We start from the raw sequence: 12,691 nt of genomic DNA on the forward strand, positions 1-12,691 counted from the left end.
AGGATAATTACACCATGCTCAGGATACTCGCACTGACCCTGTCCCTGTTGTTCAGCGGTTACAGTTACGCTTCATGCTACGGCAACGGCATCCAATATGCGCCGCCTATCTACGTCGATTTGTCGGATAAGCTCAGCGATAAAACCCCGGTCTGGGAAGGCAGTTTTTATACGCAATACAGCGGTTCATTCAGTTGTTCAACCTCGAGCAGCGAATTCGGCTATACGCGCATCCTGTCAACCGACAGCACAAAGGCGACCATTCTGGGATTCAACAACGGTAAATATTGGATACGCGCTGAAATAACCAACGACATCGCCAACAAAAAACTTAGCGGTTGGGGATCGCACTCCGCTTCGGAATTGAATCAGCCGATGAATATTCGTTTCAGTCTGGTCAGCAAGACGGGCACATCGATACCCGGCGACACGGTTAGCCTTAAGGACGTGATGTTCGTGACCGATCTGAGCGGGATGTCCTTGCTGGAGATCATTTTGTGGCCCGCCAAGCAGTTGGTGAAGATCTTGACCTGGCTGCTCAACGGTTTCAATTGGCCTTACGATCAGCGCGATATGTACGGACAGCCGATGACCATCAAGTATGCGCCCAAGATGACGACCTGCACTTTCGACAATGCCGGCCTGGCGGTGAAGTTGCCGACGCTGGGGATATCGCAGATTACTCAGGGGGCGCAAAATGGCCTGACGCCCTTTACGCTGAATTTCAGCTGCCAGAATCGGCAAAGTGGCGGCACGGCCGATCGGGATATCAATATGTTTTTATCCAGCAATAATCTGTTGTCTTCGGATAATACGGTTTTGATTGATAAAAGCGCTGAGGCGGCAAAAGGCATTGGCATCCGGCTGGTCAAGACGGCTTCGCCGAATAATCCCGTCACGCTGTCGCTTTCCAGCGTGACGCCAGGTGCGGCGACTTCATTATTTCACGTGGGAACCGGCAATGCCTTGGATGCACAATTTTCCATCGGCATGGCGGCCTATTATTATCCTTACAGCCCCACCGCAATGAGCAGCGGGGGAATTAACACATCGGCTACGCTTAACATTATATATAAATAATTCTTTTGTTATTTTTAATAATAAAAAACAGGTTGCCACATATAAGAAAAATCTTAACATGGTAATTGGTGGCGAATATTATTTGCTTGAATAATATTGGTGTTTAATCCGGATCTCTATGTTGAGGATGAATTGTATGACGGAACAAATCCAGATCGGTGTCAAAGTGGAAAAATCGCTAAAAGATGAGGTTGACGTCATTCTTCGCGGTTTGGATATTAAGCCGACGACGGCGATAAATGGGCTTTATCAATATATCTCGCAGCATGGAGAGCTCCCTTTTGTCATATCAACCAGCGTGAAAACACCGAAGGATATCGCCGGCGGGTTGTTCAAGAACCTGTTTTCCTTACAAAGCACGCTCAGCGTTTTCCTGGATAAAGTGCAAATGAAGCGGTGTGTCAGCAGGGAGGAAGTATTGATTGTGCTCGATATATTGCGCGACTTTATCGTTGGCTTTCGCCAAAGCGCGCAATATCTCGGCGCTTCGCCTTTCGGTCGGCGCGTAGTTTGGAAGGATGCCGTATGCGCCGTCGAGAGTATTCATGAAATTCTAGATAATAACGTGAAATACAGTGAAGATGGCATTATGAATTTGGATGAAAAATATCTCTCATCGCTGTCCGCATTGCTGATCTCATTATGTTCTTCACTTAAGTAAGTCGGACCAATAAAGTTAATTGACATGACTGCCATGGGGGCGTTGTTAAAAACGCGCCCATGACAAATAGCAATGGGGTGATCCTGTGCGAGTGGCTATATTTTCTGATGATTACTATTTATTCTATGGCATATCGCAGATCTTAATGTCGTTGGAGGGCGTTGAAGTTATGGGGCTGCATTCATCTGCACGCCGTGGATTACATGCCATGTATTGTCATGCAGAAGTGGTCATCGTCTCTTTCTCGTCTATCTGTCGGGTTATGAATTTCTTATCGCATATTATCGACAGGCCTGACAATACGATCGTCTTAACCGGCGTGGAAACGCCGCGACTGGCGAATTTTAACTGTCTGAAAAAAAACATTGGTCTTACGACGTTCGTTGAGGCAATAAAAATGTTCACCGCGAGCTGCAAAGGGAAGAGCCTGTCGCCGCGCGAGCTTTCGGTGTTGGCCATGCTGCTGGCGGGAAAACCGAATACCGGCGTCGCTAAGGCGTTGGGCATTTCCGAGAAAACCGTCAGCCAGCATAAAATGAACGCCATGCGTAAATTGGAAATCGAACGTTTTCACCAATTTATTGTTGCGGCGGATGAGCGAGTGTAAGCGTGATGCCGTTGGCGGAGTGAGCGCCGTCTGATGCCCGAGTAAAATAAACCCGCCGAAGCGGGTTTTTCCGTCAGTTTTTGCAGCCCATCAACTCCGGCAGAACGCCGGGCTTGTTCTTCAGCGAAGCCTGTACGTCGTCAGGCAGACCAGCCCAGATGATCAGGCCGGTGCGTTTCTCGATCTCGTCCACCGTCACGCGGAATTGGCAAAAATCGGCGCCCTTCGGCGTGTTTTGATCGAACAGGAAAGCGGCATAGTGGTTCACCGCCGGGCTGTTGTTGATGAAAATCACCTTCCAGTAGGCGCTGGGGATGGTGTGCGCTTTCTGGGTGCCCGGCAGTTTGCCCATATCGCGTTCATACAGCGGCCCGGTCACGGTATAGACCGAAGAGATGTCCGCGCGATCGATAAGCTTGCGCTCCTGATCTTCCAACCGCGCCCAGGCGCCCTGGTTCAGGTCGGACTTTTGCGGCGTGATGTTGGACAGGTAGTTCAGCGATTCCCAGTCGGAAACGCCGGCCAACGAGGCCAGCGGCGCCTGATGGCCGCGATCGACCTTCAACGCCGCGTTGGCGCCGGTGTAATCGGCAGGGGCCAGGGTATCTGCCGGATTGAGCGCCGGGTCGGTTTTCCAGTTGCGCGTCTTGCCGCTGGCCGGCGTGTCTTTGGTGATGTGATAGGCCACCCAGTTGGCGAATTTGGTGGTGCTGTTATTGTTCAACGTATAAGCATGACGCACGATCGACACATTGCTGCTGCCGCCGGTCGGGCAGCCAACCGCGCAGTTGTCGATAGATTCGAGCGTCTCGGCCGACGCCTGTGCGGCGAACAGCAGGGCGGCCAGGGCCAACATCTTGTTGTTAAAGCGCATATTCATATCCTCAATAAGTTAAAAAATACTGTATATATTTACAGTAAATTAAACTTATCGCAGTGAAACGAATACAACAATGCAACACATTCATGTTGTGAATGTGTCAGTCATGGTACAGCGATACCGCACGTTAAAGTCGGCAGAAATAAAAACGGCGTCCAACAGACGCCGTTTCAAAAGGGGGTTATTCCAGCAGGTCGTTGACCGTGCGGCGAACGTAGTGCGTCATCTGCGCCAGATCGTCCGGTGATACCGGCCCGCCGCCGGCGCGCACCACCTGCTGCTCAATCTGGGCGATCTCTTGCTCGACCTTGTTGGCGATCTGCACTTTGACTATCTTGTCCACCGAAGACAGCAGCACCTTCAATACCACTTTCAACGCGATGTTTTCGCAGAACGAGTCGTAGTGATGAACCGGCGGCGGCGGGGCCGGAGCCGGCTCGGGCGCGCGCGGAGCCAGAGCTTTGAAGCTGTCTACATTTTCAATAATAAGATCCATGTCTCTTATTAGTTCATCAAAATCTTTAGACACTGACTTATTCCCTTCGCTGTGCGCAAAAAACAGAACGCCCGTCCTCGGGCTGAAAGCCGATGAGCGACGGGCAGAACGAATTCGGGCCTGGCCTTCAGACGCTGAATGGCCGGGGGAGGGGCATTCTAACCTTGCGGCGGGTCGGCAACAAGATGGGGCCGTGCGAATGCGCGGCCCTTTGAATCACGGGTGCAGGAGGGCGATTAACTTTTCAGCTTGGCGGTGATTTTCGCCACGTGCTCGCCCTGATAGCGGGCAATGGTCAGCTCTTCGTTGCTCGGCTGTCGCGAACCGTCGGCGCCGGCGATAGTGGTCGCACCATAGGGGGTGCCCCCGCGCACCTGCGAAACGTCAAACAGCTCCGGCGTCGCATAGCCGATCGGCACGATGATGAAGCCGTGGTGCGCCAGCGTGGTCCAGGTCGAACTGATGGTTTGCTCCTGGCCGCCGCCGGTGCCGGTGGAGGAGAAGACGCTACCCACCTTGCCGTACAGCGCGCCGGAAGCCCACAGGCCGCCGGTCTGATCGAGGAAGGTGCGCATCTGTCCGGCCATGTTGCCGAAGCGGGTCGGCGTACCGAAGATAATGCCATCATAGTCCGCCAGCTCTTGCGGGGTGGCGACCGGCGCCTGCTGGTGTTGCTTGCCCCCGGCCTTGGCGAAGGCTTCCGGCGTCATGGTTTCCGGCACGCGTTTGACCGTCACGTCCACGTTATCGACCCGATTCGCCCCTTCGGCCACCGCCTGCGCCAGGCGTTCGATGTGGCCGTACATTGAGTAATAAAGCACCAACAGTTTCGTCATGTTTCGTACTCCCGCTCAGATGATTAACAAAAACCCCTGATAAGCATAGAAGCGAATGACGAACTTGGCGTCGCGGCGTTACCTGATGCCGGCGATCGCCAACAGGGCGCCAAAGACAATCAGCAGCCCGCCAAAGGTGCGATCGATGCCGCGGCGCAAACGCAAAAAGCGCGCATTGACGCCCGGCGCGGAAAACAGCAGCGCGACGGCGGCGAACCAGAATACATGGACGGCGGCGATAAAGAGGCCATAGCCGATCTGTACGCCGAGCACGGTGTGGGGAGAGACCACCTGCATGAACAGACTGACGATAAAGATGGTGGTTTTCGGATTTAACGCGTTGGTGAGAAAGCCGGTTTTCAGGGCGGCGAGATCGCTGATGGCGGCCGGCGTCGTGGTGGGCGCGGCGTCGTGATGGGTTGCGTTGCGCAGCAGCGTAAAGCCGAGGTAGATCAGGTAGGCGGCGCCGATGCCTTTGAGCAGGTTAAACAACCAGGGCGACTGTTGGATCAACACGCCGACGCCAATCAGCGTATAGCTGACATGGATCAGTACGCCGGCACCAATGCCGCAGGCGGTGAAGATGCCGGCGCGGCGGGAGAGCAGCAGGCTGTTGCGCGAGACCATGGCGAAATCCGGCCCGGGGCTGATTACAGCGAGTAAAGTAATGGTGACGACAGCGATGAGTTCAGTCATAGTTATCCTTGCGATGTTTATCAATAGAGTGACTGATTTATAAGAGTAATTTTTCTCGGTGACAAACGATGAATAGTGACGATATCGGTGAGAAAAACTCACGCAATAGGGCCAGGCCATTGCCGTTGGGCGGGCTGCGCTGTTTCGAGGCCGCCGCGCGGCTGGAAAGTTTCACCCAGGCGGCGCAGGGGCTGAATTTGACGCATGGCGCCATCAGCCGGGCGGTGAGGGCGCTGGAAGAGGAATTGGGCGTGGCGTTGTTTGAGCGCCGCCATCGGCGGGTACTGCTCACGGCGGCGGGCCGCAAGCTGTTTCAGGCGACACAGCAGGCCTTCGGCATTTTGGACCATACCGCGCTGGAGCTGCGCCAGCAGGCGCTCAATGCGCCGCTGATCTTGTCCTGTGAACCGACCTTATTGATGCGTTGGCTGATCCCGCGTTTGCCGGCTTTTCAGCGGGCGCACCCGGACATCAACTTACAGCTGGTGGCGGGCGGCGGTCCGTTTTCGTTCCATGACGGCATCACGGCGGCGATCCGGCGCAATGACTTCGATTGGGGAAAGCAGGCGCATAGCCTGGCGCTGTTCAATGAAAAGGTCGGGCCGGTGTGCCAACCCGAGGCGCTGACGAGGCTGACGGCCTCTGTGGACGGACGGCGGCTTTTGCGGCCGGGCGCCAAACTGCTGCATGCCGCGACCCGGCCGGATGCCTGGCGGCACTGGGCGCATCAGCAGGGGGTGACATTGGCGGGGCATCCGGAACAGCGCTTTGACCATTTCTATTTCAGCCTGCAGGCCGCGGTAGCCGGCCTTGGTATCGCAATCGGCCCATGGCTGCAGGTGCGAGACGATCTGGCCGCCGGCTTGTTGAGCGCGCCGTTCGGTTTTACGCCCGACGGCAGCGGCTATTACCTGCTGTCGCCGCAGCCTATCGTGCCGGGCAGCGCGTTGGCCCGGCTGGCCGAGTGGCTAACGCTCACGGCAGGCGCCTGAGTTTTTGCGCCAGCCGCTGTTCCTGCCAGCGGCTGAAGACGTTGCGCAGCAGCAGGGTGCGCACCGCCCGCATGATCAGCGCGAGGCTCATGCCGCCGATCGCCCATAGCGCCCAGAGATAGTGCGGGTGGGTAAAGACGTTGACAGCGAGCAATATCGCGCCGATGACGGCGAAACGCACCGCCATGCTCAGCAGTTTACCCTCTGCCGCAACCTGGCGACGAAGGCGCTGCGCCTCAGGCGTCTCCTCCTGCGGTGCCTGCGGCGGGGCGTTGAGATCGCTGACCTGCACGCCCAGCGCGGCGGCGATTGCGGTCAAGGTTTCCAGGCTGGCCTGTTCGCCGTTTTCAATCCGCTGTACGGTGCGGGTGCTGAGGCCGGCGATGGCCGCCAACTGCTCCTGCGACCAGCCTTTTTCCAGGCGTAATGGTCTGATGCGGTACTTTTGCATGGTGCACTCCCGAGTTCGCTGTCACTGTCATCCAGTGTAGGAGGCGCGGGGTAGCGGCGCCACGACAGCGGCACGACAGCGACACGACATCTGCCGCCGGCGCGGGCCGGCGGGCAGTCAGAAGGCGACGTTGCGGATAAAGCGCAGCGGGAGATCGCCGTGGTTGGCGTAAGCGTAGCGCTGATCGCTGTTGAAGGTTTGCGTGGCGCCGGCGCTGAGCGTCAGCGTGCCTTGTTCCAGTTCCAGCGTCAGGGTGCCGGCAATCACGTAGATCATTTCGCTCCAGCCTTCGGCGTCCGGCGCCGAGTCGTAGCGCTCGCCCGGCATCAGCGTCCATTCCCACAGCTCGGCCCGTTGGCGCGCCGGCACGCTGGCGGCAAACAGCGCCTGGCTGCCCGGCTGTGCGCCTTGCCAGGCCAACTCGCCTACCAGATGGCTGCCGCGAGCCTCTGGCGCCTGAATCAGATCGGTGAACGAAATCGCCAGGGCGGCGGCGATCTTGTCGAGCACCGCCAGACTGACGTTGCGATCGCCGGCCTCGATGCCCGCCAGCATGCGGCGGCTGACGCCGGAAAGTTCGGCCAGCGCCATCTGGCTCAGGCCCGCCTGTTGGCGGTAGCCGCGCAGATTGCTGCTCAGGTACTGCAGCACTTTGGGGGGATCGGTTTTCGCGTTATGCGCCGTATTGCTCATCGCCGGACTTTATCTCATACTGGCAGGATCTGTGCATTATATTGCACTCAGCAGGAAGGGCAAGCCGGTGTCAGCAGCAAAAAAATCCTTTATTTCCGCCGTGGTTCCGCAAATCAGGTTGCCGGAAGCGGTGTTGATTTTCATCACCATGATCTGGGGCGGCACCTTTTTGGCCGTGCATCACGCGATGCAAGTCAGCGGGCCGTTCTTTTTCGTCGGTCTGCGTTTCGCCACCGCCACGCTGGCGTTGACGCTGTTTTCGCTGCGCGTGCTGCGCGGCCTGACCCTGTATGAACTGAAGGCGGGCGTACTTATCGGGCTGGCGATCATGTTCGGCTACAGCATGCAAACCGTCGGTCTGCAGACGATTACCAGCAGCCAATCGGCGTTCATCACCGCCATGTACGTGCCGATCGTGCCGCTGTTGCAATGGCTGGTGCTGGGGCGGTTCCCCGGCATCATGTCGTGGATTGGTATTCTGCTGGCCTTTACCGGCCTGATGCTGCTGGCGGCGCCGAGCAGCACGGACATGTCGCTGAGCCTCGGCGAAATTCTGACGCTGGCCGGCACGCTGGGCATGGCGGCAGAGATCATTCTGATCGGCGCCTTCGCCGGCAAGGTGAATATCCGCCGGGTGACCATTGTGCAGCTGGCGACCGCCTCGCTGGCCTCATTTTTGATGATGGCGCCGACCGGCGAATCGCCGCCGCCGTATTCGGATTACCTGCTGTACAGCGCCATTGGGCTGGGGCTGGCCAGCGCGTTGATTCAGCTGACCATGAACTGGGCGCAGCGCAGCGTTTCACCCACGCGCGCTACGGTGATCTACGCCGGCGAACCGGTCTGGGCGGGCATCGTCGGGCGGCTCGCCGGTGAGCGTTTGCCGGGCGTCGCGTTGTTGGGGGGCGCGTTGATTGTGATCGGGGTGGTGGTCAGCGAGCTGCGCGTACGGCGCAAGGGGAAAGCGGCGGTGGCGACGGAAGCGGATTAGCGCAGAGGCAAAAAAGAGCAAAGGGGCGGAGATATCCGCCCCTTTTTGCATCACGCGGTTTTCTTCTTGCGCAGGAACACGTAAGACAGGCCGAGCAGGATGAACCACAGCGGGGTGACGATCAGCGCCTGGCGGGTGTCTTCGCGCAGCGACAACAGCACCAACACGAACACGAAGAACGCCATGCACACCCAGCACATCAGTTTGCCGGCCGGCATTTTGTAGATCGATTTCTGGTGCAGCGCCGGGCGCCGTTTGCGGTAGACCAGATACGAACACAGGATGATGGTCCAGACGAACATGAACAGAATCGCCGACACGGTGGTCACCAGGGTGAAGACCGTCATCACGTTCGGGATCAGGTAAATCAGCACCACGCCGCCCAGCAGGCAGATGCAGGAGAAGGTGAGGCCGTTGGCCGGCACCGCGCGCTTGGACAGGTTGGCGAACGATTTCGGCGCGTCGCCTTCCTGCGCCAGCCCGAACAGCATGCGGCTGGTGGAGAACACCCCACTGTTGGCGGAGGAGGCGGCGGAGGTCAGCACCACGAAGTTGATCACGCTGGCCGCGGCCGGCAGGCCAATCAGCACGAACAATTCAACGAACGGGCTCTTGTCCGGCACTACGGAGCTCCACGGCGTCACCGACATGATGACGATCAGGGCGAACACGTAGAACATGATGATGCGGATCGGAATCGAGTTGATGGCGCGTGGCAGTGACTTCTCCGGATCCTTGGTTTCCGCCGCGGTGGTGCCCACCAGTTCAATGCCGACGAAGGCGAATACCGCGATCTGGAAGCCGGCGAAGAAACCGCTGATGCCTTTCGGGAACATGCCGCCGTCATTCCACAGATGGGTGAACGAGGCTACGGTACCGGTCGGCGACTGGAACTGCATGGCGATCATCACCAACCCGGCGACGATCAGCCCGACGATGGCGACGATTTTGATCATCGCAAACCAAAACTCCATTTCGCCGAACATCTTCACCGTCGCCAGATTAAGGCCGAGCAGCAACAGCACGCACAGCAGCGAAGCGATCCACTGCGACAGTTCAGGGAACCAGAACTGGGCGTAGGCGGTGATCGCCACGACGTCGGCGATGCCGGTGACCACCCAGCAGAACCAGTAGGTCCAGCCGGTGAAGAAGCCGGCCCACGGGCCGAGCAGATCTGCGGCGAAATCGCTGAACGATTTGTATTCCAGGTTGGACAGCAGCAGCTCGCCCATGGCGCGCATCACGAAGAACAGCATAAAGCCGATGATCATGTACACGAAGATGATCGAAGGGCCTGCCAGGCTGATGGTTTTACCGGAACCCATAAACAGACCGGTGCCGATGGCGCCGCCGATGGCGATCAGTTGAATATGTCGGTTAGTGAGGTTTCGCCGTAGATGATCTTCTGAAGCGGGCGTCGCGTCAGTCGCTATTTTAGAGTGATCTACCATCTGATGATGTCCTGTTTTACCTGTCATTAGTGAAGTCGTGAGCTCTGAAGTGGCTCTTTTTTATACATTTATCCGGTTGGTCCGGCTTTAGTAAGGTAGTGCAATAACGCCACCTTTGTGCAACATGTTTACAACATTTATACGCGGGATAAAAGTCGATCAATCTTTACACGAGAGGAGGCAAATCGGACGTTCAGGGAGCGGAAGATTACTCTTCAAACGGTGGGATTAACAGACCTTATGCGGCTTATCTCGTTGATTAAACAAAGGGTTGTAAAATTCGCATGAGAAAAAGTAATGGGTGTAAGCGTTTGACAGCGAGGCTGACAAGAAGGGCGATTTATCTCGTTGGGCCGTTAGCTCAGGCGGTAGAGCCGTTGATGTCTAATCAACGAGACAGAGATTCGCCCCCTGTACGGCCCGTCAACCAAATCAGCGTGTTACGCTCAGAAATTTCTTTGATCGTGCCCTCATGGCGCCGTTTTAAGCGCGTATTCTGCAAAAAAATTCGCATTTTTCGACTGATGTTCAGAAAGGTGATCTGGCGCAAACTGCGATGTTGCACCGTACTTTATACGGCAAGGGAGGCTGTGCGCTGGCGCAACGTCGGCGCAGGGATGGGGCATTTGCCCAAGAATCTTTCAGGTCAAGAAACGGGGAACACATGCGCGGCCGACATCAAGAGCAGTGCCCAAACGGCGGCTGAGAGTGCGGCGGTGGCATAGACGTGCCTCGCCGGCAGTTGCAGCATGCCGGCCATCAGCGGCACGGTGTAACGCATCACCGCCAGAAAACGCGAGGCGAACAGCAGCGGCAGCCCGCGCTTTTGCAAGGAACGTTGCGCTTTGCGCAGCGGGGCGTGAAAGCGTGCCGGCAGCCGGCGGCCAAGATCGCGACGGCAGAACAGTGCGCCGCAGTGGAAAGACAGGATTGAGCCCAACGCCGCGCCAAGGGCGATGGCCGCCCAAACCGCGCCGATCGGCAGCGCATGTTTGCCCGCAAGGATGCCCATCAGCAGCGTCACCGAGGCAGGCGGCAGGACGGAGGACACCACGATCACGGATTTTCCCAGCGCGAACAGGAAAATCAGCAGTAGCAACATCTCCGGTTCCGGGCTGTATTTGGCGATAATGTGCGTCAATTCATCCATTTAACACCTGTGGGCGAGAGGGCTGACTGTCAGTGTCCCATCCGCAGGTTCAATAATGGCTAAATAACGCGTCGCTATCCGGTTATCTCTGCGTCTTGCTTGCGCGCCTCGGCATGCCGATGTCTGAGCGCCCCTAACAGCACGGCGCACAGCAGCGAAAAGGCGGCCAGCGCCAGCGGCCCGGCATGCGGGCTGTGAAAACGCTGTTCCGCCTCAGTGCGGATCAGCGGGGCTAAAAAGCTGAATGCGGCGCCGAGCGTGGTGCAAAAACCGATGCCGGCCGCCAGCGCCGGACCGGTGAGCAGCTGAGCGGGAAACGTCCAGAAAATGGGTTGTACCGCCAGAAAACTGACTGCGCAACAGCTCAGGGCGACGATAGCGAGCAACGGGCTGGCATAGGAAGAGACGACCAACCCCAGCGCTGCCGCGACCATGCAGCCAACGGCGATCGGCAATCTTCTGGCGGTTTTTCTGTCGGCATAGCGCGGCAGGAAATAGACGCCAAGCGCGGAGCATGCCCAGGGAATGGCGGCTACCAACGAGGCCTTGAAGCCGAGATGGGTGCCCATCAGCGAGGCGATCTGCGACGGCAGAAAAAACATCAGGCCGTATACGCCGATTTGCAGGGTGCCGTAGATCAACGCCAGATGCCAAACTTTGCCGCTTCTCATCGCCACTTTAACGCTGCTGGTTTCGGTGCGCTGCTGTTCAGCGGCCAGCTGTGTGACCAGCGCATTACGTTCTTCCTCGGTGAGAAAGCGGGCCTGCCCTGGGCTATCGTCGAGATAGAAAAAGGCGAAGACGCCGAGGACGACGGCCGGCAACCCTTCCAGCACGAACATCCAGAACCAGCCGGGCTTGCCCAACACGCCGTGCATCTCCAGCAAGGCCCCCGACAGCGGTGAGCCGAGCGTCAGGGCCGCCGGTACGCCAAGCACGAAAATGCCAATGACCGAGGCGCGCACCTTATTGGGAAAATAGATCGACGCCAGCAGCAGGATGCCGGGGTAAAAGCCGGCTTCGGCGATCCCCAGCAGAAAGCGCAGGACAATAAATTGCTGCTCGTTGGCCACCAGCCCGGTACAGGCCGACAATGCCCCCCACAGCGCGGTGGTGGCGCTGAGCCAGCGTTTGGCGCCCCAGCGATTCATCAACAGGTTGGCCGGAATGCCGAACAGCGCATAGGCGGCAAAGAATATCCCCGCGCCCAGCGCAAAGGCGGATTGCGACAGCGCGATATCGATGGCCATCGCGTCTTTGGCAAAGCCGACGTTGACCCTGTCGATAAACGCGATGAAGTACATGGCGAACATCAATGGCACCAGTCTGCGCCAGGTTTTGCGGATGGCGGCGTTGAGCGCTGGAGCGGCATAGGTGACGTGATTCACTGGCGGTAACCTCTCTTCTGAGAATGATAAGCGTCGGTCATAAGGACCGTCCTGGCGCCGTGGCCCATCATGCGGCGATGACATGGCTTTTCTGCGTGAGCCTTAAAGGTCTAAAGGACTAATGGTCAGGCCTTTAGGGGCGAAAAAAACGCCGCGTATTGCGTCGGCATATCGGTACAGATATCACCATGGTGAATGGTGTGTTGCTTTTTTGTTAATTGAAAGTTCACACAGGGCCAGGACGCGTTCAAGCGCTTTGATCGAGATCTGTGTGCGCTATCACCGAATTGGGAACCCGATGACAGACACGGGAGAGTGGC

Annotated in this window: 14 protein-coding genes and 1 tRNA gene; 6 read left to right on the top strand and 9 right to left on the bottom strand. The window is 57.6% G+C overall.

What is annotated here, in order from left to right; genetic code table 11:
* Positions 1 to 14 precede the first annotated feature (14 nt).
* The 3 genes from ACORQT_RS08715 (at position 15) to ACORQT_RS08725 (ending at position 2,347) form a co-directional block, all read left to right on the top strand.
* Positions 15 to 1,079 (top strand): fimbrial protein, encoded by a 1,065-nt coding sequence (locus tag ACORQT_RS08715; RefSeq protein ID WP_004928073.1) that lies wholly within the window; start codon positions 15 to 17, stop codon positions 1,077 to 1,079.
* A gap of 136 nt (positions 1,080 to 1,215) precedes the next feature.
* Positions 1,216 to 1,740 carry a hypothetical protein gene (locus tag ACORQT_RS08720; protein WP_049866670.1) on the top strand — a complete coding sequence of 175 codons (525 nt, stop codon included), beginning with the start codon at positions 1,216 to 1,218 and terminating at the stop codon, positions 1,738 to 1,740.
* A gap of 91 nt (positions 1,741 to 1,831) precedes the next feature.
* A complete protein-coding gene (locus ACORQT_RS08725; protein ID WP_197666393.1) occupies positions 1,832 to 2,347 on the top strand; it encodes a response regulator transcription factor in 516 nt (171 codons plus the stop codon).
* Positions 2,348 to 2,420: 73 nt separating this feature from the next.
* On the opposite strand, the gene ACORQT_RS08730 is transcribed toward ACORQT_RS08725, so the two are convergent.
* The 4 genes from ACORQT_RS08730 to ACORQT_RS08745 all read right to left on the bottom strand — a co-directional run bounded on the left by ACORQT_RS08730 (position 2,421) and on the right by ACORQT_RS08745 (position 5,255).
* Positions 2,421 to 3,221, bottom strand: a complete 801-nt coding sequence (locus ACORQT_RS08730) for a DNA/RNA non-specific endonuclease (protein ID WP_033650698.1) — start codon at positions 3,219 to 3,221, stop codon at positions 2,421 to 2,423.
* Positions 3,222 to 3,408: 187 nt separating this feature from the next.
* Positions 3,409 to 3,723: a hypothetical protein gene (locus tag ACORQT_RS08735; RefSeq protein ID WP_016928271.1), complete on the bottom strand. Its 315-nt coding sequence runs from the start codon at positions 3,721 to 3,723 to the stop codon at positions 3,409 to 3,411.
* Positions 3,724 to 3,959: 236 nt separating this feature from the next.
* Positions 3,960 to 4,559 carry an NAD(P)H:quinone oxidoreductase gene (wrbA, locus tag ACORQT_RS08740; RefSeq protein ID WP_033650699.1) on the bottom strand — a complete coding sequence of 200 codons (600 nt, stop codon included), beginning with the start codon at positions 4,557 to 4,559 and terminating at the stop codon, positions 3,960 to 3,962.
* Between the two features lie 78 nt (positions 4,560 to 4,637).
* Positions 4,638 to 5,255 carry a LysE family translocator gene (locus ACORQT_RS08745; RefSeq protein ID WP_164057171.1) on the bottom strand — a complete coding sequence of 206 codons (618 nt, stop codon included), beginning with the start codon at positions 5,253 to 5,255 and terminating at the stop codon, positions 4,638 to 4,640.
* A 68-nt stretch (positions 5,256 to 5,323) separates the two neighbouring features.
* On the opposite strand from ACORQT_RS08745, the gene ACORQT_RS08750 reads away from it, so the two are divergent.
* Positions 5,324 to 6,247, top strand: coding sequence for a LysR family transcriptional regulator (locus ACORQT_RS08750; protein ID WP_046686794.1), 924 nt, complete (start codon positions 5,324 to 5,326; stop codon positions 6,245 to 6,247).
* On the opposite strand, the gene ACORQT_RS08755 is transcribed toward ACORQT_RS08750, so the two are convergent.
* Complete coding sequence (locus ACORQT_RS08755; protein WP_033650701.1) at positions 6,231 to 6,698, bottom strand: helix-turn-helix domain-containing protein; 468 nt, start codon at positions 6,696 to 6,698, stop codon at positions 6,231 to 6,233. The two genes, ACORQT_RS08750 and ACORQT_RS08755, sit on opposite strands and share 17 nt — an antisense overlap.
* 117 nt (positions 6,699 to 6,815) lie before the next feature.
* Positions 6,816 to 7,391 (bottom strand): helix-turn-helix domain-containing protein, encoded by a 576-nt coding sequence (locus ACORQT_RS08760; RefSeq protein ID WP_033642611.1) that lies wholly within the window; start codon positions 7,389 to 7,391, stop codon positions 6,816 to 6,818.
* Positions 7,392 to 7,458: 67 nt separating this feature from the next.
* Between ACORQT_RS08760 and ACORQT_RS08765 the strand changes: the two genes are divergently transcribed.
* Positions 7,459 to 8,382, top strand: a complete 924-nt coding sequence (locus tag ACORQT_RS08765) for a DMT family transporter (protein ID WP_033642612.1) — start codon at positions 7,459 to 7,461, stop codon at positions 8,380 to 8,382.
* 50 nt (positions 8,383 to 8,432) lie between these two features.
* Here ACORQT_RS08765 and cycA read toward each other — a convergent pair whose 3' ends face one another.
* On the bottom strand, positions 8,433 to 9,833 hold the full coding sequence (gene cycA / locus ACORQT_RS08770; protein ID WP_033642613.1) for a D-serine/D-alanine/glycine transporter: 1,401 nt from the start codon (positions 9,831 to 9,833) through the stop codon (positions 8,433 to 8,435).
* A gap of 350 nt (positions 9,834 to 10,183) precedes the next feature.
* Between cycA and ACORQT_RS08775 the strand changes: the two genes are divergently transcribed.
* Positions 10,184 to 10,256 (top strand) — tRNA-Arg (locus ACORQT_RS08775).
* Positions 10,257 to 10,479: 223 nt separating this feature from the next.
* On the opposite strand, the gene ACORQT_RS08780 is transcribed toward ACORQT_RS08775, so the two are convergent.
* Together ACORQT_RS08780 and ACORQT_RS08785 are read right to left on the bottom strand one after the other, a co-directional pair.
* Entirely contained in the window at positions 10,480 to 10,983 is a 504-nt protein-coding gene (locus ACORQT_RS08780) for a DedA family protein (RefSeq protein ID WP_042784148.1), read from the bottom strand.
* A gap of 74 nt (positions 10,984 to 11,057) precedes the next feature.
* Positions 11,058 to 12,371, bottom strand: a complete 1,314-nt coding sequence (locus tag ACORQT_RS08785; RefSeq protein WP_197801246.1) for an MFS transporter — start codon at positions 12,369 to 12,371, stop codon at positions 11,058 to 11,060.
* Positions 12,372 to 12,691 lie beyond the last annotated feature (320 nt).

It is taken from the genome of Serratia sp. (in: enterobacteria), assembly GCF_052400455.1.
GTDB lineage: Bacteria > Pseudomonadota > Gammaproteobacteria > Enterobacterales > Enterobacteriaceae > Serratia > Serratia ureilytica.

Coding starts and splice junctions, on each gene's coding strand:
- ACORQT_RS08715 (WP_004928073.1), top strand. CDS start 15: ATGCTCAGGATACTCGCACTGACCCTGTCCCTGTTGTTCAGCGGTTAC.
- ACORQT_RS08720 (WP_049866670.1), top strand. CDS start 1,216: ATGACGGAACAAATCCAGATCGGTGTCAAAGTGGAAAAATCGCTAAAA.
- ACORQT_RS08730 (WP_033650698.1), bottom strand. CDS start 3,221: ATGCGCTTTAACAACAAGATGTTGGCCCTGGCCGCCCTGCTGTTCGCC.
- ACORQT_RS08735 (WP_016928271.1), bottom strand. CDS start 3,723: ATGGATCTTATTATTGAAAATGTAGACAGCTTCAAAGCTCTGGCTCCG.
- wrbA (WP_033650699.1), bottom strand. CDS start 4,559: ATGACGAAACTGTTGGTGCTTTATTACTCAATGTACGGCCACATCGAA.
- ACORQT_RS08745 (WP_164057171.1), bottom strand. CDS start 5,255: ATGACTGAACTCATCGCTGTCGTCACCATTACTTTACTCGCTGTAATC.
- ACORQT_RS08750 (WP_046686794.1), top strand. CDS start 5,324: ATGAATAGTGACGATATCGGTGAGAAAAACTCACGCAATAGGGCCAGG.
- ACORQT_RS08755 (WP_033650701.1), bottom strand. CDS start 6,698: ATGCAAAAGTACCGCATCAGACCATTACGCCTGGAAAAAGGCTGGTCG.
- ACORQT_RS08760 (WP_033642611.1), bottom strand. CDS start 7,391: ATGAGCAATACGGCGCATAACGCGAAAACCGATCCCCCCAAAGTGCTG.
- cycA (WP_033642613.1), bottom strand. CDS start 9,833: ATGGTAGATCACTCTAAAATAGCGACTGACGCGACGCCCGCTTCAGAA.
- ACORQT_RS08780 (WP_042784148.1), bottom strand. CDS start 10,983: ATGGATGAATTGACGCACATTATCGCCAAATACAGCCCGGAACCGGAG.